The organism is Gelidibacter salicanalis (assembly GCF_016469035.1).
Taxonomy (GTDB): Bacteria; Bacteroidota; Bacteroidia; order Flavobacteriales; family Flavobacteriaceae; genus Gelidibacter; species Gelidibacter salicanalis_A.
This window is the reverse complement of the sequence record NZ_JAEHJZ010000026.1, coordinates 39,473-65,380: the sequence shown is the minus strand read 5'-3', so window position 1 is coordinate 65,380 and position 25,908 is coordinate 39,473. Positions and strand designations below refer to the sequence as shown.

The 25,908-nt window shown below is 37.1% G+C and carries 24 protein-coding genes; 19 read left to right on the top strand and 5 right to left on the bottom strand.

The annotated features are described in order from the left end of the window. The first annotated feature begins 144 nt into the window (after nt 1-144). The 4 genes from JEM65_RS11130 (at nt 145) to JEM65_RS11115 (ending at nt 4,984) form a co-directional block, all read left to right on the top strand. The gene (locus tag JEM65_RS11130) at nt 145-795 is read left to right on the top strand and encodes a DUF4331 family protein (RefSeq protein ID WP_199599409.1); all 651 of its coding nucleotides are present in this window, start codon (nt 145-147) and stop codon (nt 793-795) included. 18 nt (nt 796-813) lie between these two features. Continuing rightward, on the top strand, nt 814-1,362 hold the full coding sequence (locus tag JEM65_RS11125; RefSeq protein WP_199599407.1) for a DUF4331 family protein: 549 nt from the start codon (nt 814-816) through the stop codon (nt 1,360-1,362). Nucleotides 1,363-1,447: 85 nt separating this feature from the next. After that, nucleotides 1,448-2,737, top strand: a complete 1,290-nt coding sequence (locus JEM65_RS11120) for a tetratricopeptide repeat protein (RefSeq protein WP_199599405.1) — start codon at nt 1,448-1,450, stop codon at nt 2,735-2,737. 12 nt (nt 2,738-2,749) lie between these two features. Further along, the gene (locus tag JEM65_RS11115) at nt 2,750-4,984 is read left to right on the top strand and encodes a TonB-dependent receptor (RefSeq protein ID WP_199599403.1); all 2,235 of its coding nucleotides are present in this window, start codon (nt 2,750-2,752) and stop codon (nt 4,982-4,984) included. Between the two features lie 297 nt (nt 4,985-5,281). On the opposite strand, the gene JEM65_RS11110 is transcribed toward JEM65_RS11115, so the two are convergent. The 5 genes from JEM65_RS11110 to JEM65_RS11090 form a co-directional block, all read right to left on the bottom strand. Further along, on the bottom strand, nt 5,282-6,367 hold the full coding sequence (locus JEM65_RS11110; protein ID WP_199599402.1) for a PAS domain-containing sensor histidine kinase: 1,086 nt from the start codon (nt 6,365-6,367) through the stop codon (nt 5,282-5,284). A 699-nt stretch (nt 6,368-7,066) separates the two neighbouring features. Further along, complete coding sequence (locus JEM65_RS11105; RefSeq protein WP_199599401.1) at nt 7,067-8,530, bottom strand: potassium/proton antiporter; 1,464 nt, start codon at nt 8,528-8,530, stop codon at nt 7,067-7,069. 381 nt (nt 8,531-8,911) lie between these two features. After that, nucleotides 8,912-9,733, bottom strand: coding sequence for an anti-sigma factor (locus tag JEM65_RS11100; RefSeq protein ID WP_199599400.1), 822 nt, complete (start codon nt 9,731-9,733; stop codon nt 8,912-8,914). A 1-nt stretch (nt 9,734) separates the two neighbouring features. Beyond that, nucleotides 9,735-10,265, bottom strand: a complete 531-nt coding sequence (locus JEM65_RS11095) for an RNA polymerase sigma factor (RefSeq protein WP_199599399.1) — start codon at nt 10,263-10,265, stop codon at nt 9,735-9,737. Nucleotides 10,266-10,353: 88 nt separating this feature from the next. After that, a complete protein-coding gene (locus JEM65_RS11090; protein ID WP_199599397.1) occupies nt 10,354-10,935 on the bottom strand; it encodes a superoxide dismutase family protein in 582 nt (193 codons plus the stop codon). A gap of 210 nt (nt 10,936-11,145) precedes the next feature. Here JEM65_RS11090 and hemN point away from each other — a divergent pair, with 210 nt between their 5' ends. The 15 genes from hemN to JEM65_RS11015 all read left to right on the top strand — a co-directional run bounded on the left by hemN (nt 11,146) and on the right by JEM65_RS11015 (nt 25,651). Then, a complete protein-coding gene (hemN, locus tag JEM65_RS11085; RefSeq protein WP_199599396.1) occupies nt 11,146-12,510 on the top strand; it encodes an oxygen-independent coproporphyrinogen III oxidase in 1,365 nt (454 codons plus the stop codon). Between the two features lie 78 nt (nt 12,511-12,588). After that, nucleotides 12,589-13,419: a universal stress protein gene (locus tag JEM65_RS11080; RefSeq protein WP_199599394.1), complete on the top strand. Its 831-nt coding sequence runs from the start codon at nt 12,589-12,591 to the stop codon at nt 13,417-13,419. A gap of 159 nt (nt 13,420-13,578) precedes the next feature. Beyond that, a complete protein-coding gene (gene nirK / locus JEM65_RS11075) occupies nt 13,579-15,024 on the top strand; it encodes a copper-containing nitrite reductase (protein WP_199599392.1) in 1,446 nt (481 codons plus the stop codon). Between the two features lie 118 nt (nt 15,025-15,142). Continuing rightward, nucleotides 15,143-15,922, top strand: coding sequence for a formylglycine-generating enzyme family protein (locus JEM65_RS11070; protein WP_199599390.1), 780 nt, complete (start codon nt 15,143-15,145; stop codon nt 15,920-15,922). 1 nt (nt 15,923) lies between these two features. Beyond that, entirely contained in the window at nt 15,924-16,637 is a 714-nt protein-coding gene (locus tag JEM65_RS11065) for an SCO family protein (protein WP_233530622.1), read from the top strand. Between the two features lie 37 nt (nt 16,638-16,674). After that, nucleotides 16,675-17,928 (top strand): alginate export family protein, encoded by a 1,254-nt coding sequence (locus JEM65_RS11060; protein WP_199599388.1) that lies wholly within the window; start codon nt 16,675-16,677, stop codon nt 17,926-17,928. A 321-nt stretch (nt 17,929-18,249) separates the two neighbouring features. Beyond that, nucleotides 18,250-18,741, top strand: coding sequence for a c-type cytochrome (locus JEM65_RS11055; protein WP_199599386.1), 492 nt, complete (start codon nt 18,250-18,252; stop codon nt 18,739-18,741). 11 nt (nt 18,742-18,752) lie between these two features. Beyond that, a complete protein-coding gene (locus JEM65_RS11050) occupies nt 18,753-19,328 on the top strand; it encodes a fasciclin domain-containing protein (protein ID WP_199599384.1) in 576 nt (191 codons plus the stop codon). A gap of 26 nt (nt 19,329-19,354) precedes the next feature. Further along, complete coding sequence (gene nosZ, locus JEM65_RS11045) at nt 19,355-21,316, top strand: Sec-dependent nitrous-oxide reductase (protein ID WP_199599382.1); 1,962 nt, start codon at nt 19,355-19,357, stop codon at nt 21,314-21,316. 154 nt (nt 21,317-21,470) lie between these two features. Continuing rightward, nucleotides 21,471-22,091, top strand: a complete 621-nt coding sequence (locus JEM65_RS11040; protein ID WP_199599380.1) for a hypothetical protein — start codon at nt 21,471-21,473, stop codon at nt 22,089-22,091. Nucleotides 22,092-22,121: 30 nt separating this feature from the next. Next, nucleotides 22,122-22,559: a nitrous oxide reductase accessory protein NosL gene (locus JEM65_RS11035; protein ID WP_199599378.1), complete on the top strand. Its 438-nt coding sequence runs from the start codon at nt 22,122-22,124 to the stop codon at nt 22,557-22,559. A 4-nt stretch (nt 22,560-22,563) separates the two neighbouring features. Further along, entirely contained in the window at nt 22,564-23,799 is a 1,236-nt protein-coding gene (locus JEM65_RS11030) for a nitrous oxide reductase family maturation protein NosD (RefSeq protein ID WP_233530621.1), read from the top strand. Further along, nucleotides 23,793-24,500, top strand: a complete 708-nt coding sequence (locus JEM65_RS11025; RefSeq protein WP_199599376.1) for an ABC transporter ATP-binding protein — start codon at nt 23,793-23,795, stop codon at nt 24,498-24,500. The genes JEM65_RS11030 and JEM65_RS11025 overlap by 7 nt, the downstream gene beginning before the upstream one ends. After that, nucleotides 24,493-25,275: an ABC transporter permease gene (locus JEM65_RS11020; protein ID WP_146889016.1), complete on the top strand. Its 783-nt coding sequence runs from the start codon at nt 24,493-24,495 to the stop codon at nt 25,273-25,275. The genes JEM65_RS11025 and JEM65_RS11020 overlap by 8 nt, the downstream gene beginning before the upstream one ends. Nucleotides 25,276-25,477: 202 nt before the next feature. Then, nucleotides 25,478-25,651, top strand: coding sequence for a hypothetical protein (locus JEM65_RS11015; RefSeq protein WP_199599374.1), 174 nt, complete (start codon nt 25,478-25,480; stop codon nt 25,649-25,651). Nucleotides 25,652-25,908 lie beyond the last annotated feature (257 nt).

Genomic DNA, 25,908 nt, shown 5'->3' with positions numbered 1-25,908 from the left:
TCAAAAATCAATTAGACTGCAAAGATACTTTTAAAAATAAAATTACGCAGTTTTTTATGTTAACAAAAATTTAACAAAACCGACCCCTTTAATTTTTCGTAGGTATGCACAGAGACATTAATAATTAACAAAAATCTCATTATTATGAAAAAATCAAAAATTTTATTAGGAGTAGCAGTTATCGCGGTAGCCGGCTTCTTCGCAATTGCGGCAGATCACATGGATGCGCCTGCAGTGACGGGTGGTTCAAATGACATCACCGACTTTTATGCCTTTCAGGGGCAAAACACCAACAACATCGTATTTGTAACGAATGTTCAAGCTCTTTTATCTCCAACGGATACGCAATCAGCTAAATTTGATGAGAACACCATGTTGGAAATCAACATTGACACCAATGGCGATGCTATTGAGGATTTAGTCATCCAAGCGATTCCAAAAGATGGTAAGATGTATTTCTTTGGTCCGGTTGCTCCAGCCCAAACAGGTTTAAGCAGTACTGTAAGAACTACAGGAGTAGCTTCTAGTGTGGCAATTACAGCTCCAGGTGCTAATGCAATGATAGCTACCAATGCAGGAATGAGCTTTTTTGCTGGCCCACGTGATGATCCCTTCTTTTTTGATGTTGATCAATACAAAGCTATTATAGCGGGCACTGCAACAGGATTTGAAAATCCGGGAACAGATACGTATGCAGGAACAAACGTTTTATCTGTTGTTGTAGAAGTGCCAAAATCAATGATTGGTGGTTCAGGAAGTATCAACTCATGGGTAGAAACAAAAAGAAAACAATAAACTCTAAAAAACTTAATTATGAAATTCAATAATATAAAAATAACTGCAATCGTCGCCCTAATGGCCCTTACTGTCTATAACTGTAGTAATGATGACGATTCAAATGGACCCAAAGCTCCAGAATTTTCTGGCACTTATGCACAGGAAGATCAAATGGCAAGACCAGCCATCAGCACAGTATTTGTGTCGATGGGAAATAAAGATGCTTTTAACGTCACTGTACCGTCCAAGCAGGCCGCAGCTTACCAAGTTGCTTTTCAAAATAAATTGTTAGCCTTGAATCCTGGATACACAACAAATGCTTTAGGTATGGACGCCGCAACTTTTACTGGGGCTCTAGCAACAGATGTTTTGACGGTTTCTTTAGATGGAACGACTACATTTTTTGATGGCACCAATGTGCTTACAGGTCGTACGTTGGCAGATGATGTTATCGATGTAGAATTACTATTGATCTTTGGAGGTCCAATGGGCACCGATAATAGTACTTTATCAAGTGATAATGTGGACGCGAATGATAAACCATTCTCGAGTTCATTCCCTTATTTGGCAGCGCCACATATGTAAGATTACCATACCCTGAAATAATGTCTCACGTTATTTCAGGGTTATTTTAAAAGACACAAAACAAAAAAACTCAAAAAACAACCTCATGAACTCAAAATATATCTTAGCATTTTGCTTTTTGGTTATATTAAGTAGTTGCACTAACTCTTCACAAAAAGTTTCAAACATTTCAGATTACGATCTTTATTTGGACCCGACCGAAAATGAAACATGGACAAATGCCCAAAAGGATTATGATTTTTGGAATAAAAAATTAGAAGATGCAACCAACCAATATAGCTACTTAAGTAAAATTGCTCATTCTAACGCAGCAATGTTTGCTTCAACCGGAAAAATCGATTACTTAAAATCGGCAGAAAGCAATCTTATTAAACTTAATGAGGTGAGAAATTACGAATCTTCAGGCCCGTTGAAAAGCTTGGCTGCCAACTACATTTCCCAGCATAAATTTAAGGAGGCTCTGCAATTATTACACAAAGCTGAAATGAATGGCGATCATCTCAAAGACACTCAAAAGATGTTATTTGATGTGCATTTAGAATTAGGCAATTATAAATTGGCAAAAGCCTATTTGGAAAAATTTGAAAACATGTCAGATTTTGATTATTTGATCAGATTGTCCAAATGGAGTGACCATCAAGGCAACTTGGATGCTGCGATAGAGTATATGGAACAGGCCAAAGCCATTGCAGAATCGTCAAATTTGAAAAGCATCAAACAATGGTCTTATACCAACCTGGCTGATTTTTATGGACATGCCGGTAAAATACAGGATTCTTATGAGCATTTTTTAAAGGCATTGGAACTCGATCCAAATGATGCTTATGCTAAAAAGGGGATCGCGTGGATAGTGTATTCACACGAGAAAAATGCTGATGAAGCTTTGCGTATTTTAAATACTGTTACTAAAGATTATCACGCCCCAGATTATTACCTATTAAAATCTCAAATTTATGAATTTAAGGGTGACGTTGTTGCGAAGAAAGAACAGATTGCATTGTATAATAGTGCTGTAAAAGATAAAGCTTATGGTGCTATGTACAATCAATACAATGTCCAACTGTATACTCAGGAAAACATGAACCTACAAGAGGCTATAAACATTGCAATGATTGAAATAGAAAACAGACCAACACCACATTCCTATGATTTATTGGCCTGGTCTTACTTTAAAAATGGACAATTGAATGAAGCTTTGTCACTGACCGAGAAATATGTATTAGGACATACTTCTGAACCAATGGCATTGTATCATAGTGCAGAAATTTTGAAAGCGGCAGGAGATGTTCAACGCGTAAAGGAACTCAAGCCTGATTTAATGGCTAGTGCATATGAACTGGGTCCGATAATGGCAGAAAGCGTAAGCCAACTTTAAAAGGGAACCCATATGAAATTTGCAAATTTAGCAACACTGTTTGCAGTGTTGGGTGGCATAGCCATGACCCAAGCGCAACAGATAAAAGGAAAGATTACAGATATGCAAAATCAGCCGTTAGAAACCGCTTATGTTTACAACCTTAATAGTAAAAGCCATGCCCACACCTCTGAAAATGGCGTATTCATTATCGAGAATAATCAGGTAGGGGATAGTCTTAAAATAGGACTGTTAGGCTACGGAACAAAAATTATTGCTTTGAACGACTCTAATTTCAGACAGACGATCACCACAATGCTTGAGGAGAAAGCTTTTCAGTTGGATGAGATGGTGCTTACTGAGGAGTTGAATCCTGTGAGTACGATCAGCCGGTTGGATTTAAACACCAATCCGCTCAACTCATCACAGGAAGCCTTGCGGAAAATTCCTGGGTTGATCATCGGTCAGCATGCGGGTGGTGGTAAGGCAGAGCAGATTTTTTTGAGAGGTTTTGATATAGATCATGGTACTGACATCTCAATTTCAGTTGACGGAATGCCGGTTAACATGGTATCTCATGCCCACGGACAAGGTTATAGCGATTTGCATTTTTTAATTCCAGAAACCGTTAATAAGGTTGATTTTGGAAAAGGACCTTATGATGCCAAACATGGCAATTTTGCAACTGCGGGCTATGTCGATTTTTCAACACGGGATTTCTTGAAGGAAAGTTCAATCTCGGTAACTGCCGGTCAATTTAATAGCTTACGTACTTTAGGATTATTCAATCTGTTGGAGAATACAAAACATCAGAATGCGTATATCGCAGCAGAATATTTAGCCAATGACGGTCCTTATGATTCCCCTCAAAATTTTGACCGCATCAATATTTTTGGAAAATATGTGACGTTTTCGCCCAATAATGATAAACTATCGGTATCGGCGTCCCATTTTACCAGTCGCTGGGATGCTTCCGGGCAAATACCCCAACGCGCCGTTGACAATGGAAGTATCACAAGATTTGGTGCTATTGACGCTACAGAAGGTGGCGAAACGAAACGTACTAATTTAAACGTTGAGTTCAACAAGTACATAGCAAACAACACAAAGTTTAAGACCAATGCGTTTTACTCCCATTATGCGTTTGAGCTGTATTCTAACTTTACTTTCTTTTTGGAAGACCCTATCAATGGGGATCAAATCAAACAAAAAGAAGACCGACAAATACTCGGGTTGAACACTTCAATTGTGCACGACACCAATTTAGGAAACACGCCATTAACGTTAACCTCAGGTTTGGGGTTTAGAAACGATAGGGTAGAAGATATTGAATTGTCGCACACTTTAGACAGACGCACGATTTTGCAGAATATTCAGTTGGGCGATTTAAATGAAACCAACGTGAACGCTTTTGTCAATGCTGAGTTTGAATTGGGTAGATTTAGAATTGCACCAGCCTTACGTTTGGATTATTTTAAGTTTTTATACACTGATAAATTGCAAACGAAGTACCAAAATTTATCTGAAACAAAAACCATTGTAAGTCCTAAGTTGAACTTTTATTGGGATGTAAAGGACAATTATCAAGTCTTTTTGAAATCGGGAATCGGTTTTCACAGCAATGATACACGAGTGGTTGTAAGCAATCAAGGTAAAGATATTTTGCCAAGAGCTTATGGCCTAGACTTAGGAGACATCTGGAAACCTCTACCAAACTTAGTGGTCAACACTACCTTGTGGTATTTGTTTTTAGAACAAGAGTTTGTGTATGTTGGTGATGCAGGAATCGTTGAGCCAAGTGGCAAAACAGAACGCTATGGATTGGATTTCGGGTTCAGATATCAGTTTAACGAGTGGTTGTTTTTAGATACCGATATGACCTTGACGCATGCTAGAAGTACTGAAGATATAAAAGGACAGAATTATATTCCGTTGGCCCCAGATTTCACTATGGCAGGAGGTTTATCACTTAATGATTGGAAGGGTTTTTCTGGTGGATTGAGATACCGTTTTGTTGATGATAGGCCAGCAAATGAAGACAATACAATAGTGGCTGGAGGCTACTTTATAACAGATTTTAATGCCAATTATAGTTTTGATAATGTAACAATAGGATTTGCAATTGAAAACCTATTTGATGTGGCATGGAATGAAACTCAATTTGCTACAGAATCCAGACTTCAAAATGAAGCGCAAGCGGTGGAAGAAATCCATTTTACACCAGGAACACCATTTTTTATTAAAGGCACAATTGCCTATAAATTTTAATATAAACGATTTTATGGCCCAATAACTAAAGGTTATTGAAGGCTGACACAAATGAACTGAGTTCATTTTGTAAAGAGACCACGTGAGTTGTGGTAGTTTTTTAGAGTTTTTTGTTAGTGGAAAGTACTTAGCCGTAGTGATATGGTTAGGTGCTTTCCTGTTTTAGGGACAAGACCATTGGGTAACCTTAAAAGCTGCGGGGCACTTGCATGTCATAGCACCATTAACTGTTTTTTGTTTTAAGCAAGAAAGCATTGTTTTAAAATGATGCCAATCTCCTCAACATAATTTTAAATTCTATAAGATAGGTGCGAAAGTCAGAACAAAGGTGGTGCCTACATCGATTTCACTGTTAACCTCTATTTTACCTCCTAAGCTTTCCATGTGGTTTCTGACCAAATATAAACCTATTCCTTTGCTCTGGCTATTATTGCTAAATTTTCGATGTAATTTAAAAACATTCCCTCCTATCTTCTCCATATCAAAACCAACACCATTATCCCTAAAAATTACCTGAAGTTCATCTCCCAATTGATGAGAGCTAATCGTAATTATCAAGCCTCTATTTGGGCTTGAAAACTTTAAAGAATTAGATATAAGATTAAGGAATATACTTTGAAGAAAGAATTTGCTAAAGTTAAGATGTGTCAGTTTTGAAAAATCTACTTTAAACTGGGCTTTGGAGTTTTTAATGAGTTCATTAATCGTATTTTTAACCGAACTGAGAGTCGTGTCCAAATTTAAAAATTCTATTTCTTCATTTATATTTCTATCGGTCCGTAAAGCATCAATATATAGGTCTAAAGTCTGCTTCATTTCTAAATTGGAGGTATTTAAAAATTCTACGTATTCTCGGGTTTCTTCGTCTTTGATTTTGGCAAGATCGAGCAGGCCGAATATAGAAATAACGTTGTTTACCGGCGATCTTAAATCATGGGAAACCATATAGGTAAACTTCTTAATATCCGCATTTAACCTCGTTAAGTTTAGTAATAATATATTGCGCTCTTCTTCTAACTTCTTAAGTTGAGTTATGTCTTGGGCAACACCGTAGATCAGTTGATTCTCTTCTTCTGATATGGAAGTCCATGATAACCATACACTTTCTCCTGTTTTACTGACATATCTATTGGTGAAATTAAAGATAGGTATGTTGTTTTTAACATTTTCTCTAGAGGAAGACGTTGTTTTTCTATCATCTTCATGTATAAAATCATCAATGGGAACTTGCATTAACTCCTCTTGGCTGTAACCAAGCAAGTTAGGTAACGCTGGGTTGATCTTTTTAAAGTAACCGTCATAACCGGCAATACAAAGAATAACTGGACTTAAGTTAAAGAATCGTTCAAAATTATAATCATTGTTTAGTGTAGAATCAGGCATATAGTAGTAACATCATTATTTATAAACTAAAGATATTTTTGAGGAAACAGAGTTTTAATCATTTCTCTTTCTCAAAAGCGACAAAACAATATCTATTGCGCCATATCAAAAAGAAATTATCATTAACCCAATAAAACACCAGTAATTTTATAGAGGTAGAATGATTTGTGCTACAATGATCCTATTCCCTTATTTACGCTAAAAATCGTTTGATATTTTAGTTGCTCTTCTGAATATTTTTGAAACGCATATATTCGAATAAGTATCTATAGATTTTTTCAGTACGTATCTTTCTCTGTGATAATGAAACGACAGACTGTTTGTGCTGGATAAATGTATAAAATATTAAAACATTGAAAGTGTCAGGTTTAAAATTTAGAATAAACGAACTATTGATTCAATAAAAGACTAAGTCTTCAGTCGAGATTACCCATAGAGACTTAAAACCCATTCAGGTATAGTGGAAATGAGACGATGTCAGAAATTAAAATTTAGTTTTTGAATGTCTTGTGTTTTATCTTCTTTTGCAAAATACACTACCAGACCTACAATACAAAATAATAACCTGAAATTATTTCTATTCGTAACATTGGTTTTGAGTGGGTAGTGCCCTTATTAATAAAATATTAGGAATCCACACTATCAGATCAACATACAACTACCGTTACTTTGAACAACTAATGTCAGTCGTTTATGCTATTATTTATATTTAAGAGCTTCATGGACTTTTAAATAGTCGCCTTCATCATCTGCAAGCACCATCAAAATATCCTCCGATTTTATTTCAGTAGATCCCCCTGGACGAATAAATTGATTGTCGCGTTTTATCATAATTATAAACGCCGATTTTGGGAAATTCAAATCGACAATGCGTTTATTGACAGCGAAAAAGTTGGATAAAACATTGAATTCTTGCAATGAAGATTTGGGTAGATCTAAGAGGAGTTGGTCAATTTCGTTTATTATTTTAGACTTTTCGGGCAATCCTACGTTTAGCCATTTTGCTAAAACAGACAAGGTTGTACCCTGAATCAGGATTGATGTTACTGAGATAAAGAAAACAATACTAAATATCATATTTGCTTTTTCAATACCGGCTAAAAGCGGATAGGTTGCAAAAACAATAGGAACAGCGCCCCGCAAGCCTACCCAAGAAATATAAAAGCGTCGTCTCAATTTCATTTTGAAAAAAATTAAGCTTATAAAAACCCCCACGGGACGCGCAATAAGGATCAGAAACAATGAAATGAGCATTCCAATACCAATATATGGTGCAATTTGGGAAGGAAAAACCAGCAATCCTAAGGTAAGGAAGAGCACAATTTGCATCAACCAAGCTAATCCATCAAACATTTTCAAGATGGATTTCTTATGGATGATGTCTTGATTGCCAAGATACACCGCACAAATATAGATGGCTAGAAAACCATTACCGCCCACAAAATCTGTTGCGGAAAAGGTCATGAACATGAGCGCGATGACCAAAACAGGGTAAAGCCCTTCAAAATCAAGTCTGATCCTGTTGATTATAAATTTACTGGCCACTCCAAATCCGAATCCTGCGGCTGCACCCACAATCATTTGGCGTAAAAACATGGGAATAACAGAGATAAGACTTTGGTCCTGATTGATGACTAACGTCAAAAAAGCAATGGTCAACACATATGCCATGGGATCATTACTACCGCTTTCTAATTCTAATGTCGGTCTGAGGTTCGTTTTTAGGGCGAGATTTTTAGAACGTAGAATTGAGAATACCGCTGCGGCATCAGTGGAAGATACGATAGAGCCTAATAACATACTCTCATAAATCGTAAAGTCAGTTACGTAATACACAAAGGTGCCTAGGGAAACAGCGGTTAACAACACCCCAAAGGTGGAGAGCATAATGCCTTCTTTAAGAACGGGTTTTATAGAACCCCAGTTGGTGTCAAGTCCACCAGAAAATAAAATAAAATTGAGGGAAATGATGCCAATAAGCTGTGCGTTTTTTGGGTTATCAAAACGAATACCACCAATACCATCAGAGCCAGCCAACATGCCTATTGCTAAAAATAATATTAAAGTTGGCACACCAAATTTATAGGATGTTTTACCCACAATAATGCTTATAAAAAGTAAAATAGAGCCAATTAATAGGATGTTTTCAATGGTTAAATTCATGTGTTACCTTATAAAATATCGATGCTCACGAAGATACTTTTTTTAATTTAGGAAGAAATACATGCGTTTAAGAATAATTCTACCTTATAATGTGTATTAAGAGTTGGTTTAAAATCAGAAATCGGAATGATAAGATCGATTAAAATAAATAAGGGCTATCAAATAGATAGTTAGCGCGAATTCAATCTGAGCTGCATTTCCAATTGAAATGTCATACACATGATTCCTGCCATAATTTTCTTTTGGTCTTTATAATCGTGATGATAGTCTCTAGAAATTTAAATGGCACCATACTCTAAGAATTAAACGTCCACATTTAAAATCTTCCATAAAAAAAGCACCAACAATTGCTGGTGCTTTAAGAATGAAATTTATTTCTGTTTATGGTGCTGCTGTTACGACAACACCTAAGGTGTATAATTGGTCCATAGTAGGAGTTTCACTACCACCTTCTGGTTCTAAGGTAATCCCAAACGCTTCACTTTCATTGGCGTTGGCAATGGCAAATATTTTGTTGTCGTCTGTGTTAAAATCGTCAATAGTGCCTAGGCTGGTAGGCGTTAAAGGGTTCAATTTTAATGACCAAACTTGGTAAACTTTGCCAGCAGGTGCCTCCGGAAGTCCTTGGGCATCTAAATAAATGCTGTTATCTTTCTTACTCCAATAGACTTTGGCGTAGGTGTTTGCAAATTCACCTTGGCCACCTAAAGGCACTGAAATGATGTCCTTATCCCGTAAAATGTTCAACAAATTTTTAGATGCTGCAAGGTCTGTTTTTGCATTTGCAATTTGTTCTTCCAAATAACTGTTTTCTATTTCAGCAGTTGTTAAATTGGATTCCAGTTCATTATTTTGATTTAATGTCCAAAACAATCCAGCCCCAATAATAATAGCTGCGGCCCAACCGGTATAAGTTAACCAGTCGTATTTGGATTTGACCATCGGGATAACTTTGCTGTCTGTAGCTGCGTTTCCAGATAGGTGTACTATTTTTGCTTTGATGTTTTCAAACAATCCAGCTCTACGGCTAGGTGCTGTCGCGGCTGTTAGTTTCTTAATTGCAAGCTCTATGGCCTCAACTTCCTGAAGTATTTCTGGATGTTGACGCATAAGTTTGTACACCTCTCTATTTTCATTTTCAGAAAGCGCGCCTGCAACGTAAAGCTCTAAAATTCCAGATTCTATGTAAGCGGTTATGTCCATATTAGTTGAGTACAATGGTTCTTAATTCCTTAATGCAATTTCTGTTCCGGGTTTTGATGGTGCCAATAGGCATATCAAGAGTTTCTGAGGCTTCTTTTTGGGTATATCCCTTAAAGTATAAAAGCTCAATAACTTCAATACATTTTTTGGCAAGTTGACCTACAAATTTTTTAATGCCTATGGCATCTGTTTGGGCATCTAAACTATCACTGTGTTCCAAAATATCTACGAAATATTCAGCGTCAAGGTTTTTTTTAGAATTCTTAAACGCCTTCGATCGCGTTTTGTCAATTGCAGCATTTCTGGAGATGTTCAAAATCCAAGTAAAAAACCGGCCTTTTTCGGCTGAATAACTGCTAGCACTGTTCCAGGCTTTGATAAAAACATCCTGCATGAGCTCTTCCGCAATATCATGATCTCTCACAATGTTGTAAATAACCCCGTGCATACTGTCGCTATACATATTGTAGAGCTCTTCAAATGCTTTAACATCTTTTTGCTGGAATTTTGAGATCAATAATTCTAATTGCATATGGCTTAATTTAGATATGACTTATGAGAAGAAAAAAGCCACTTTTTAAAGTGGCTTTTAGGTTGTTAAATGTGCTAACGTTATTGGCTTATTGAATAATGCCACCACAACTCACACGTCCACCAGCATTACCTGTTGGCTGAGTTGTAAAATCATCAACGTTTTCATGTATAATGATTGCTTTACCTACAATGTCTTTGTTGGCATCTCCACAATCAATACACCACTCGTCCGTAGTTATAGTAATCGTTCCGTTTCCATTGGCATCGGCCATAAAGTTTCCAATATCACCTTTGTGGTATCCATCAGGACTTCCCCATTTACCGTGCGGCTGGTTGGTTGGGTTCCAATGTCCTCCAGAAGACGTCCCATCATCTGCAGAACAATCTGCTTTTTCATGAAGATGGATGGCGTGTTCGCCTTCCTTAAGGCTGCCCACTACGGCCACCATGGTTACTACACCATCTTCTTCAGTAAATACAGCGTTTCCTTTTACGCTACTACCGCTTTTAGATTCTAGGGCAATTTGCATTTTTTTGATGTCGTTGGTCTTAGTTTCCATTGGCATTTCTTCTTTTACTTCTGTCCTCGTGTCTTTCTTCTCATTTTTACAAGAAGTGGTCATGGTCAGTGCAAACACAGCAATGAATAAGAATGATAATCGTTTCATGGGTTAAGGTTTTTAGTATTTAATTCTTAAAGTTAGTATTAATTTAGGGCTTAGACAACCATCCGTTCATAAAATATGAGGTCGCTCTAAGGTTGGCTTCTGTTAAACAATTCATAAAATTAATCTAAAGTAAGACTGTTATATGACTTATATCATATTTTTTATAGCCTATTTAAAATAATTTTGAATCTAATTTTAAGTAAATTTACAATGACGAGGTCTTTAATTGATAAATACAATGTTGCTGGTCCAAGATACACGAGCTACCCTACAGTTCCGTATTGGGATACCAGCACATTTTCCATGAAAAAATGGAAAGATTCCCTGCTCAAAACATTTGAGGAGAGTAATGAAGAAGAAGGCATAAGCTTATATCTGCACTTGCCGTTTTGCGAGAGCCTGTGCACCTTTTGTGGCTGCCATAAGCGCATTACAAAGCAGCACAGTGTAGAAATTCCGTATATCAATGCCTTGATTAAAGAATGGGATTTATATTGTGATATTTTGCCTTCAAAACCTAAAATTAAAGAATTGCATTTGGGGGGAGGTACACCAACGTTCTTTTCTCCAGAAAATTTAAACCTGCTAATTAATAGTCTTTTAAGAAGCGCTACCTTAGCAGATACTTACGAATTCAGCTTTGAGGGGCACCCAAACAATACTACCAAAGAACACTTGCAAACATTTTATGATCTTGGTTTTAGACGGGTCAGTTATGGAGTGCAGGATTATAATGAAGTGGTACAAAAAGCCATTCATAGAATCCAACCTTTTGAAAATGTGAAGCGCGTTACTGAGCAGGCGAGAGCCATTGGTTATACCTCTGTAAGCCATGATATTATATTTGGATTGCCTTTTCAAACCGAGGATCATGTAAGAGAAACAATAGCTAAAACGAAATCTTTGAAGCCCGACAGAATTGCTTTTTACAGCTATGCACATGTGCCTTGGATTAAAGGAAATGGTCAACGTGGTTTTGACGAAAGTAATTTACCGTCTGGTAAGTCCAAACGCCAACAATATGAATTGGGTAAAACCCTACTCTCTGAGGCAGGCTATCATGAAATTGGCATGGATCATTTTGCGCTGGCATCAGATTCATTGTATCAATCCATGACCAATAAAACTTTGCATCGCAATTTTATGGGCTATACGGCTTCAAAAACAAAAGCGATGATTGGCTTGGGAGTGTCCTCAATTAGTGATAGTTGGTATGGCTTTGCCCAAAACGTAAAAAACATAGAAGAGTATTACAGTTTAATAAAGGAAGGTATTATTCCTGTAGTTAAAGGTCACATCTTAAGTACTGAAGATTTGATTATTAGACAGCACATTCTTAATTTGATGTGTCAATTTGAAACCTCTTGGAGCGATTCCCAACTCTATTTTAAAGAATTGCCAGAGGTGTTGAAAGGTTTGGAAGAAATGGAAAGTGACGGGTTGTTAATTAGTAATGGCACAACATTAACTGTGACAGAAAAAGGGAAACCATTTGTGAGAAACATATGTATGGCTTTTGATTTGCTGTTGAGAAGAAAACAGCCCCAAACGCGATTGTTTTCAATGACGGTTTAAGGTAATCCATAAAAAGTCATTTCATAAGCTTACTTTTATAGGATTACCTTTCTATTACACAGTTTAAAACATGTTACCATGGATAAAATAATCGTACCTATAGATTTTTCGAAATATTCTGAATATGCTTTAGAGGCAGCCGCTATTTTGGCAAAACAAAATAATGCTGAAATTTTGGTATTGCACATGCTAGAAATGTCAGACGGACTGTTTTCAGGATCTGATAAGGGCCAAAAGCCAAAAGTGTTATTTTTTCTAAAACTTGCCCAACAAAAATTTGAAGAATTTTTAAACAAAGAGTATTTAGAAGGTATTAAAATCACACCAATAGTTAAACATTCTAAAGTATTTAGTGAGGTGAGTGAGGTGGCAAAAGAACACAATGCAGATTTGATTGTTATGGGGTCCCATGGTGTAAGCGGGTTTACAGAGGTGTTTGTGGGTTCTAACACTGAAAAAGTGGTGCGCCATTCAGAAATACCAGTGTTGGTGATCAAGCAAAAACCTAATAACCTTAATTTTGAGACGGTTATTTTTGCATCTAATTTTTCAGAAAATGCAGTTAGTTCTTATATTAGAGCTACAAAAATGCTACAAGACTCCTCAAAGATGCAGCTGTTATATGTAAACGTACCTGGAGAGAATTTTAAAAGCACTGCCGAAATGGAACAGGAAGTAGCTAATTTTTTAAAGAAGGCAGACGGTAATATGAACCAGCTGAATACTGTTAATTATGTTTCAGATTACACCATTGAAAAAGGGATTATTAATTTCTCCAATCTTCTGGGCGCTGATTTGATAATGATACCTACCCATGGTAGAAAAGGCTTAGCCCATTTTTTTGAGGGCAGTATATCTGAAGATTTGGTAAACCATGCCAATTTGCCTGTAATGACCTTTAAGATCTGAAAACGGATATAAAAATAAATATGAACCTTAGAAGCTGGACGGAAGTTCAGCTTCTTTTGAGCTATATTTTAAATAGGACAAAAATGTCTTAAATATGATAATCGTCATGTTTTTTCTATATTAAAAAAATTAATTTTGAACTATAAAACCAATTATAACATGAAATTACAAAGCCTATTAAAATCAGTGTCGCTGCTGTCATTACTATTAATGTTCAGTTGCTTTGAAGACAAAAAAACCGAATATGCATCCGCAGAAGAAATTCCAGTCAGTCGAGAGATGATTGCAGAATTAACGGCACCGCCACATGTGCCAACCCCAGTTGGGAAGCGTAAAGCTAAAAAGCTTATTGTAAAAATGGAAATCCTTGAAGAAGTAGGAGAAATTACTGATGGGGTAAGCTATGTATATTGGACCTTTGGAGGATCAGTTCCAGGGAGTTTTATCAGAGCTCGGGTAGGAGATGAAATTGAATTCCATTTACAAAACCACCCTGACAATAAATTACCTCATAACATTGACTTGCATGCGGTTAATGGTCCAGGTGGAGGAGCGGAATCTTCCTTTGTTGCGCCAGGCCACGAAAAAGTGTTCTCATTTAAAGTGCTGAATCCAGGTCTTTATGTGTACCATTGTGCTACAGCACCTGTTGGGATGCATATTGCAAACGGAATGTACGGACTTATTTTAATTGAACCAGAAGGTGGTTTGCCTCCTGTAGATAAAGAATACTACGTCATGCAAGGTGATTTTTATACCAAAGGCGCCAATGGCGAACGCGGATTGCAACCTTTTGATATGCAAAAAGCTGTTGATGAAAGAGCAGATTATGTTGTATTTAACGGTAAAGTAGGATCTTTAACTGGTGATGGTGCATTAACTGCCAAAGTAGGAGAAACGGTAAGATTATTCGTTGGAAATGGTGGTCCTGGCTTAGTGTCGTCGTTCCATGTTATCGGTGAAATTTTTGATAGGGTGTATGTAGAAGGTGGAGACCTCGTGAATACCAACGTTCAAACCACCTTGATTCCTGCTGGTGGAGCAGCCATAGTGGAGTTTAAAGTTGAAGTACCAGGAACGTTCATCTTAGTAGACCACTCTATTTTTAGAGCTTTTAACAAAGGTGCCTTAGGCATGTTGAAAGTAGAAGGCGAAGAAAATAAGAAAATATTTTCTGGAGAGTTAATGGAGAGTATCTATGTGCCTGAAGGTCCTGGAATTCAAACCATGCCTACTACAGATGAAATTAAAGAGTCTGATGTTCCTGCAAAATCGTTTGCTGAACAAATGGAGTTTGGAAAACAGATATACGGTCAAACATGTATTGCCTGTCATCAATCAGAAGGTCAGGGTATCCCAAATGCATTTCCTCCATTAGCAAAATCAGATTATCTAAATGCTGATGTTGACAGAGCTATTGATGCTGTGCTACACGGTTTAAGTGGAGAAATCACCGTAAATGGCGAGAAATACAATAGTATCATGACCAAACAAATGATTTCCCAAGAGGAAGTGGCCAACGTATTGACGTATGTCTACAACAGCTGGGGTAATAATAAAACAGTCGTAACGCCAGCAATGGTTAAAAAAGTAAGTGGCAAATAACAGCACTTACGCGGAGCACCACAGTCGACAATAAACGCGATTGCAACTCTAAAACAATAAACTAGACACTAACACTAGTGAGCTAGACATAATAACCCTAGTTTAAAGATAGTTAGTCATGCGTACCAAAATCTTCAGATTGTCCTTTATAATGATGTTTATCCATATGTTTAGTTTTGGACAATCTGAAGGTATGGCGCATATAGACGGTGCACGCTACATTCCACTCTACGGTAGGGATTCTACTGTAGTTGAAGTCAAAGATTTCGAATTGGATGTATATCCTGTAACCAATAAACAGTATCTCGATTTTGTTAAGAACTTCCCTAAATGGCAAAAATCCAAAGCCAAAAAAATATTTGCAGATGGTTCTTATTTAAGAAATTGGACAAACGATCTTGAACTTAAGGATAGCGAACTGCTCAATAGTCCAGTGACCTACGTGAGTTGGTTTGCGGCAAAAGCCTATTGTGAATGTCAGGGCAAACGTTTGCCAACCATGGATGAGTGGGAATATGCTGCTATGGCTGACGAAACTTTGAAGGATGCACGGATTAAAAAATCATACAACGAACAAATCTTGTCCTGGTATGAAGCACCACGATCTAATGAAAATGTAATTGGACAAAACCCTAAAAACTTTTGGGGTGTTCACGATTTGCACGGCTTGGTTTGGGAATGGACTTCTGATTTTAACTCCGTACTGCTTTCCGGAGAATCTCGAAAGGACAATGAAAAAGATAACAATCTTTTCTGCGGAAGCGCCTCCTTAGGGAGTACAGATTTAATGAATTACGCAGCGTTTATGCGTTACGCCTTTAGAGGGAGCATTAAGGCAAACTATGCTATTAAAAATCTAGGATTCAGATGCGCCAAAGACGCTGAAAACATTAAATAACATGAAAAAAATACTTTATATATTTTGTAGCATCCTGTTTATCGGCCTCAGCGCCTGTAAAAATGATTCATCCAAGAGTTCAGAAGAGGTTGTAGCTTACTACTGCCCAATGGAGTGTGAAGGTGATAAAACCTATGATGAACCTGGCAGTTGCCCCGTTTGTAATATGGATTTGGTGCCCGTTGAAAAGGAAATAGCATTGGCTTCTGATGAAATTTCAGAAACTTCAATCTTTAACCTGACCTCTACATGGACTGACCAAAACGGTGAAGATCTTCAACTAGAAGAATTAAAAGGAGATGTATTGGTAATGGTCATGATTTATACCTCATGTAAAGCTGCTTGCCCAAGATTGGTGGCAGACATGAGAAACATTGAAGAACGCCTTCCGAAAAACGCAAAAGACAATTTAAAATTGGTTTTTGTGAGTATTGATCCTAAAACTGACACGCCAGAACGCTTAAAGGCTTTTGCTGAAGAGAATGTTATGGATAAGGCACCTTGGCTGTTCCTGCGATCGTCAGAAGATAATACACGAGAATTTGCAGCGGTAATGGCTGTCAATTACAAAAAGATTTCACCTTTAGACTTTTCACATTCAAATATTATTAGTGTTTTTAACAAACGAGGGGAAATGATGTTCCAACAAGAAGGTCTTGGGGTTAATTCTGACGCCACAGTAAAACATATTGAAGAAGCAATTGCAAGCCGATAAGTCTTGTAATTTGAATTAAAAAAAAACTCATAAAATCATGAAAAAACTAATCATTTTGGCATGCCTCGGCATGTTGGGCCACACAACCTTTGCGCAAGAATTTGGTATTGATCTCCAATTAAGACCGCGGGTTGAATATCGGCATGGCTATAAAACCTTGATGCCTGATCATGTAGATGCTGCTACTTTTGTCTCACAACGGTCACGGCTTAATTTTAACTACGGCAGTGAAAAGTTGAATGCTTATATCTCTTTGCAAAATATTAGAGTATGGGGAGAGGTGGCTACGTTATCATCTAGCGATGCAAATGGAACTGCAATTCATGAAGCTTGGGCGTCCTTTAAATTAGATTCTTTATTTAGCTTCAAAATGGGACGTCAGGAAATTATATATGACGATTCTCGAATGTTTGGAAATGTCGATTGGTCACAAACAGGACGCAGTCATGATGCTTTTATTGCTACCTATCAACCCAATGCAAAAAATCGACTTGATTTAGGTATTGCCTTAAATGAAGAAGACGAAACCCTTTTTAAAACGGATTATAACGTCAATAATTACAAAGCATTTCAATATTTACGGTACCACACAAACTTCGATAATTTTAATTTAAGTCTGTTAGCCTTAAACACAGGATTTACGTTTGATAAAGATGGTGATCAGGAAGTAGATTATAACCAAACCATTGGTGCATTTTTAGATTTCGGAAAGGATAGGATCAAGGCAGATGCTTCTGTATATTTCCAAACAGGACAAATTGCTGATCGTGATTTGAGTGCTTTTAATTTGTCCGGAAATTTACATTACCAGGCAACTTCAAACTTCAATATAGGTATAGGAGCTGAATATTTGTCAGGTACAGATATGAACAGTACAGATTCTGATATAAAAGCTTTTAATCCGCTATTTGGTACCAATCATAAATTTAATGGTTGGATGGATTATTTCTATGTGGGCAACCATATCAATTCTGTGGGCTTGGTGGATGTCAATCTGCCAATAAAATATCAGAAAGATAAATTGACACTGCAGCTCATACCACACGTATTTTCATCAGCAGCAACGGTTGTAGATCTTTTGGGCGAGGAGCAAGATAATTATTTGGGTACCGAAATTGATTTTTCTTTGGGCTATAAAATTGCCGGTAATATCGATTTTCAATTGGGGTATTCACACATGTTTGCTTCAGACACCATGCAACTACTTAAAGGCGGTAATAATGACACTACTAACAATTGGGCTTGGGCAATGTTTGTATTTAAACCAAAACTTTTTACACACACTAAATAATATTTGTTCAAATTTTCCAGTAATGGAATAATGAGCCAAAATATCCTTCAATATTCTCCATAGAATAGAGAGGGATTTTTTTTGTGTTATGATTTTAAGTTGTTGTTATAGTGTATGTGTTTTGAAGTGGTGCTGTGCTTCTGATACATTGAAAAATAATCTTTCCTTTAATAGGACAATATTGTCCTTTATATGATTTTTATCATGTTTTTTGAACATTTAAGGTTTTAAATTTGTTAAAGAAAACCAAAAATGAAGCTTGCGTTTTGTTATCATAAACGGAGTTGCAAGAAATTTAATTAGAAACAAAACTATAAAACAATGAAAAAAGTAGTAATGATTATTACAGGATTTGGCATGATGCTGTTCATGGCGTGTGGAGATGGAGAGAAGAAGAAAGATTCTCCGTATGAGAAATCCACTCCTACAGAACAAGCAGCACCAGCAAAATCTAAAGTACCAGCTTCTGAACGTGTAGAGTTGAACAATAAAGGAGTAGGGCCTATTACGTCGTTAGCACTTCCAACAGAGATTGATCAAACTATGGTTGCTCACGGAAAAGATGTTTATGAAAAAATGTGTACGGCCTGTCATAAAGCTGATAAGAAGTTCATTGGTCCTCCTCCTACTGGAATTTTAACCCGAAGATCACCGGAATGGATTATGAACATGATTTTGAATCCTGAAGAGATGGTTAAACAAGATCCTCTTGCTAAAGATTTACTGATGGAGTTTAATGGTGCGCCAATGGCAAACCAACATCTTTCTGAAGAGGAAGCAAGGGCTGTACTAGAGTATTTTAGAACCTTATAAATATTTTTCTTATGAAAACAAGTTTTAAATTTTTGAGCTTTCTTATTCTAGTAGTCGCGTTTGTGTCCTGCAAGGAAAATAAAGAGCAACAACCAGAAGCACAAACAACCACTTCGGAATCAATTCAAGACAAAAATAAAGGTCAAGCTTTTATTGAAGATGATGTTGCCACTCCAAATGTTTTACAAATAGCTATGGGGTCAAAAGACCATTCTACGTTGGTGGCAGCCGTGCAAGCGGCACAATTGGAGAATGTTTTGGTAAATGCAGGTCCTCTAATGGTATTTGCGCCAACCAATGAAGCCTTTGATGCCTTGCCAGCGGGAACTGTTGAGAATTTATTAAAACCAGAAAACAAAAATGCTCTGGCTGATATTCTTAAATACCATGTAACTCCTGGCAATTATTCGAAAGAGTTCTTAACGAAATTCAAAAAGTTGGGACAAGCCAATAATCAAGATGTACAGATAGAAGTGATAGATGGCGAACCGATGGTTGGTGGTGCTAAAATCATTGCGAGCGTACCTGCAGGCAACGGGATTGTCCACATCATAGACAAAGTATTGTTGCCGCCAGCTAAAAATTAACTAACACTTACCTAAATTCAGAAACCATGAAAAAAACATTAAAAATAACAGTTGCTCTTGTCGCTGTCCTGGCGGGTTTAACAAGTTGCAATAATTCAGAAAAATCAAAGGGCAGATCAGGTGCTTTGGCAAGTAATGTTGCTGAAAAAGTCTACGTGGCGCCAGGTGAACATGACTCGCATTACGCATTTATTTCCGGAGGATATAGCGGGAACCTAACGGTTTACGGCTTACCTTCTGGACGTATGTTTAAAGAAATTCCCGTATTCTCCCAGTTTCCAACTAATGGTTATGGCTATTCTGAAGAGACCAAGCCGATGCTAGAAACGTCCTTTGGATTTGTTCCTTGGGATGATTCACATCACCCTGACATTTCACAAACCAATGGAAAACTGGACGGACGTTGGATTTTTATCAATGGGAACAATACCCCACGTATTGCTAGAATCAGTTTGACTACATTTGAAACTGAAGAAATTATTGAAGTTCCAAATAGTGCAGGAAACCACAGTTCCTCTTTCATTACAGAAAACACAGAGTATGTAGTTGCGGGGACACGTTTTTCTGTGCCGGTACCTCAAAGAGACATGCCAATTAAAGATTATAAAGGTAATTTTAAAGGAGCCTTAACCTTTATTGCTGTAGATCCTGAACACGGACATATGGATATCAAATTCCAAATTCTTATGCCAGGTTTTAACTATGACTTATCACACCCTGGGCGTGGAAAATCGCACGGTTGGTTCTTCTTTACGACCTATAATACAGAAGAGGCAAGCACATTGCTAGAGGTTAATGCCTCTCAAAATGATAAAGATTTTATTGCTGCTATCAATTGGAAAAAAATTGAAGCATACGTAAATAATGGCGGTGGTAAGATGATGCCAGCTGAATACACACATAACTTACATGATGAAGCGACGCATACTGCAACGTCAACCATGAAAAAAGAAGTACGAGTTGTAGATCCTGCAGAGATCCCTGGCGCAATTTACTTATTGCCAACACCAAAATCGCCACACGGTTGTGACGTTGATCCATCAGGAGAATATATTGTTGGTAATGGTAAATTATCAGCCAATCTAACGGTGCATTCATTTACTAAAATGTTGGATGCCATCGAAAAGAAAAAATTTGACGGTGATGCTTACGGTATTCCAATCCTGAGATTTGAAGATGTATTGGCAGGTTCAGTTGAGCAGCCAGGCTTAGGCCCGTTACATACAGAATTTGACGGGAAAGGAAATGCATACACCACTTTCTTTATTTCTTCTGAAGTTGTAAAATGGAAATTAGGGACTTGGGAAGTGCTTGATAGAAAACCAACCTACTATTCTGTTGGTCATTTAACAATTCCTGGAGGAAACTCAAGAGAGCCGTTTGGTAAATATATGTTCGCCATGAACAAAATCACCAAAGACCGTTACTTGCCTACAGGACCAGAGATGGAGCATTCAGCGCAGCTGTATGATATTTCTGGAGATAAAATGGAATTATTATTAGATTTCCCAACACATGGTGAACCGCATTATGCAGCTGCCATTCCTGCAGAGATCATTAAAAATAATTCTAAAAAGATCTACAGGTTAGCAGAGAACAAGCATCCAAGAAAAGCAACTATTGATGCTGATACTAAAGTGGTGCGTGATGGTAAAAACGTTCATGTGTATATGACCACAATCCGTAGTCACTTTTCACCAGACAATATAGAAGGGGTAAAAGTAGGAGACAAAGTGTTCTTCCACGTGACCAACCTCGAACAGGATTTTGATGTACCACACGGTTTTGCGATGATTGGTGCTAATAATGCCGAGTTGTTAATCTCTCCAGGTCAAACGAGAACCTTAACCTGGGAACCAAAAAAAGTTGGCGTATGGCCATTCTATTGTACAGATTTCTGTTCTGCACTTCACCAAGAAATGCAAGGCTATGTTCGTGTGTCTCCAGCAGATTCCAACATAGAATTGTCTTGGTCACTAGGTGACTAATTTTAAATAATAACAGATAGGGAAATTTTGTTTTAGTGTTTATTTTCCTATGAAAGGCGAGGGTTGTGATTTCGCTCTCGCCTTTCTTTTTTAAATCACTAAAGCCTCTTCAAAAGAAGCTTTTTCACAAGTAACGGTACTAAATTATTTTAAGATGAAAACAGCTGCGATTATAATGATATTCGGTTCATTGCTTTTATTGGGACTTTTTAAATTCCCCCTATGGAACATCATGCTTGGAGCACCACAATATCCAGATCCACTGGGTATGAATATTTATATTGATGGAATTAAAGGTGTTGAAGAATTTGATTTACAAAACATTGATGGCATTAATCATTACATTGGGATGAAAACCATTCCAAAACCCGAAGAAATGTGGGAGTTCTCCGTGTTTCCAAAAGTTATTTTAGGCATGTCAATCTTGGGTGTGGTGATTGGTGTGTTAGGATTTTTTGGAAAAGTAAGTTATAAATTCTTTTTAGGTTGGTTTGTATTGATGTCAGTATTAGGCCTTCTTGGGATGTATGATTTTAATAATTGGCTGATCTCTTACGGCAGTGATTTGGATCCCAATGCAATTATTAAAGTGACCAATCCAGACGGTTCGCCAATGTCTTATAAACCACCATTATTTGGCTTTCAAAAGTTGCTAAATTTTGATGTAACCTCTTTACCACATACAGGTGGATACCTGATGTTCGTGGGTATGCTTTTAACGCTGGTGGCATTCTGGTTAGGCAGAAGGACAAGCGTAAAGGCAACCACGCAGTAAACGCCATGCGTGCATTAAAACACTAAACTCATGAAAACACTAAAACACTATTCAATTCTTGCCTTATTGCTATTCATGTTCAATTGCACTGTGTCTCCCAAAGCCATAGATTATGGTAATGATGGCTGCAGTTTTTGTAAAATGACCATTGTAGACAAGACACATGCTGCAGAACTTGTAACCAAAAAAAATAAAGCCTATAAATTTGATGCTACAGAATGTATGGTCAATTTTATGGACGATTTTGAGACTTCAGAGATCGAACTTTTTCTCTCTAATGATTATTCAGAACCAGGGACGTTGATTGATGCTAAAAAAGCTACATTCTTGATCAGTAAAAATATTCCAAGCCCTATGGGCGCTTATCTTTCAGCTTTTAAAAGCACAGCGGATGCTGAGAAGATGCAAGCTGAAAAAGGCGGCGACTTGTATTCTTGGGAGGAACTACTAATGCATCTTAAAGGCTAGCCACATGAAAAAGTTAGTCGTTTTTATGAGCGTCATGTTGATGACGGGTGCAACTACTGCCCAAACTTTAGAAGTGTGCAAAACCTGTGCTATCACCTCAGTGCAGGCAGCCATAACCCAGGCGAAGGCATTTGATACCATCGTGGTTAAGAAAGGTACTTATAAAGAACACAATCTTAACTTTGATAAACCCCTCACCATCATCGGAAAGGATCAACCTGTTATTGATGGAGAACTGAAGGGTGAAATTATCACCATAACCTCAGACAATGTAACCATTGACGGATTGATGATTAAAAATGTTGGGACAAGTTATACCGCAGATTATGCGGCTATTCGTGTGAAAAGAAGTAAAAATTTCACCATTCAAAATGTTGTTCTAGAAAAACTTTTTTTCGGAATATATATTGAAAGATCTAGTGACGGAAAGATCCTCAATAATAAGATCATCGGAGATGCGGTAGAAGAATACAACTCCGGAAATGGGATTCAGTTATGGTACAGTAAGAATGTTCAAATTGAAAATAATATCGTTCAACACGTGCGGGATGGCATTTATCTAGAATTCTCTGATTTTTGTACCATCAAAAACAACCTGAGCTCCTTAAATGTGAGATATGGCCTGCATTTTATGTTCTCTAACGACGATGTCTATGAGGGTAATGAATTTTCTAATAATGGCGCTGGTGTTGCAGTCATGTTTTCCAAACGGATAAAGATGTATAATAATTTGTTCAAGGATAATTGGGGAACCGCTTCTTACGGTATGTTGCTCAAAGAAATCAACGATGCAGAAATAATTGGCAATACTTTTCACGATAATACTATTGGCATTAACATAGAAGGATCTAACCGCATTATTTACAAACACAATAATTTCAGGAATAATGGTTGGGCCATTAAAGTCCGCGGTGCCTGCTATACCAATACCTTCACCGAAAACAATTTTTTATATAACTCTTTTGATATTGCCTATAACAGCAATGTTAATGACAATACATTCGATCGAAATTATTGGAGCAGCTATACCGGTTATGATTTAAATAAAAACGGGATTGGCGATATTCCTTATAGACCGGTGAAATTGTTTTCATACATCGTCAATCGCACTCCAGAAACCATCATTTTATTGCGGAGTATGTTTATCGATATTATTGATTTCTCTGAAAAAGTATCGCCTGTTTTCACCCCAGATGATTTGTTGGACAATAACCCTTTAATGAAAAAAGCCACATGGTAACGATACAAGGTTTACATAAAAAATTCGGAAAAAACCATGTCTTAAGCGGACTGGATTTAAGTATTGGTGCAGGCGGCATCTTCGCCATTCTGGGGCCAAATGGTTCAGGAAAGACCACCTTAATAAAGTCGGTATTAGGAATGGTTATTCCTGATAAAGGTGAGATTACGGTTTTGGGTAAAAACATTACCCAGAATTCAGATTACCGCCATCAGATTGATTATTTGCCGCAAATAGCAAATTTCCCAAGTAACTTAAAAGTTAGGGAACTCATTAAAATGATTAAAGATTTACGGAAATCCACGAAAGAAGATGAACGCTTGATAGAATTGTTCAAACTAACGCCGTTTTTGGATAAAAAATTAGGCCAACTTTCGGGAGGTACAAAACAAAAAGTGAACCTCGTGTTGACGTTTATGTTTGACAGTCCCATCATTATTTTAGATGAGCCTACCTCAGGCTTGGATCCAATTTCAATGCTTCGTTTAAAAGATTTGATCCAAGTTGAAAAAGAAAAGGGAAAAACCATTTTAATCACCTCTCACATTATGAGTTTTGTTGAAGAAATTTCAGACGAAATAGTTTTCATTTTGGAAGGTAAAATTTACTTTAAAGGCACCATATCAGAATTAAAAACCAAGACCAATCAGCCAGATTTTGAACATGCTATTGCGTCTATCTTAACTGACAACCATGCTTAAAATATTAAAATATAGTTTTTATGACCTGATGCGCAGCCGTTGGAGTTATGTCTATTTTGCATTTTATCTCCTGCTCGGCATCGTCTTGTTATTCTTAAATAACGATTTATCAAAAGCGGTCATTACCTTAATGAATGTCATCATTATTCTGGTGCCATTAATAGGAACCATTTTTGGAGTAATGTATTATTACAATTCTAAAGAATTTACAGAACTCCTGTTGGCGCAACCGCTAAAACGCTCTTCCATATTTTTAGGACAATATCTGGGCGTCGCTATTTCGCTCTCCATGAGTTTAATCTTAGGATTGGGATTGCCATTTGTGTTCTACGGGCTGTTCGAGAGTAGTGCCATCTGGGATTTCTCCTTGTTGTTGATAACGGGTACATTTTTGACCTTAATTTTTACTGCGCTCGCTTTTAACATCGCACTTTCGAATGAAAATAAGATCAAAGGATTTGGATATGCCATCTTGCTATGGCTCTTTTTAGCGGTTATTTATGACGGCATCTTCTTATTGGTGTTGATAGGCTTTGAAGAGTATCCACTAGATAAGGTGTCCTTAATTGGCACCATGCTGAATCCTATAGATTTGTCGAGAACCTTGATATTGTTGAAATTGGATATTTCAGCATTACTTGGGTATACAGGCGCCATTTTTAAACAGTTTTTTGGCACCAATTACGGTTTGATTGTTTCGTTTATAGCCTTAAGTTTATGGGTAATAGTACCGGTATTACGAATCGTCTATAAATCGAAGAAAAAGGATTTTTAACGCATTACAGATGGCATTTAAATTGTGACCATTGTCACTTAAAGTTGAGATCCTAGTCCGTAAATTTGTAATATGATTGCAGGCATCACACATACTAGCAACACCCTCGAGATTATTGTCGGTTTTTTAGCGAACCAAGCCGTTATGGCAAAAAACAGCCGTATCAAAAGACAGTCAGCAAGGTTGTAACGGAAAGTACCAGTTGACCAAAGAAATCAAACAAAGTACACCAAAATCTAATACAGACTTGCCTGCTCAAGAAACAAGACGCCTGTCTTTTGATGTGTTAGGTTTATTTGAAACAGAGCGTGCAGCGGCTAAAACGATGTTCCCACAAGACTTCAAAATGCGCATTTTTATTTCGAAACTCACCTGATTCCCAGATATCAAGAATCCTCTACCAAATTTTAGTTAATTCTTTTCGGTATAAAAAAACCTTTGTTTTTTTCTTTTTTGGTTATCTGTAAAATATCATAAGGATATAAATTGATTCATTATGATAACGTATATTTCATTAAAAAAGATGGAATATTTGTTTTTCAGCGTAAATCGGTGAGATCTGCGGGATAATTTGTCCATACGCTTACTAATTTTCCCGCTGATTACGGAGATTTTCGTGGATTTTTTTTAATG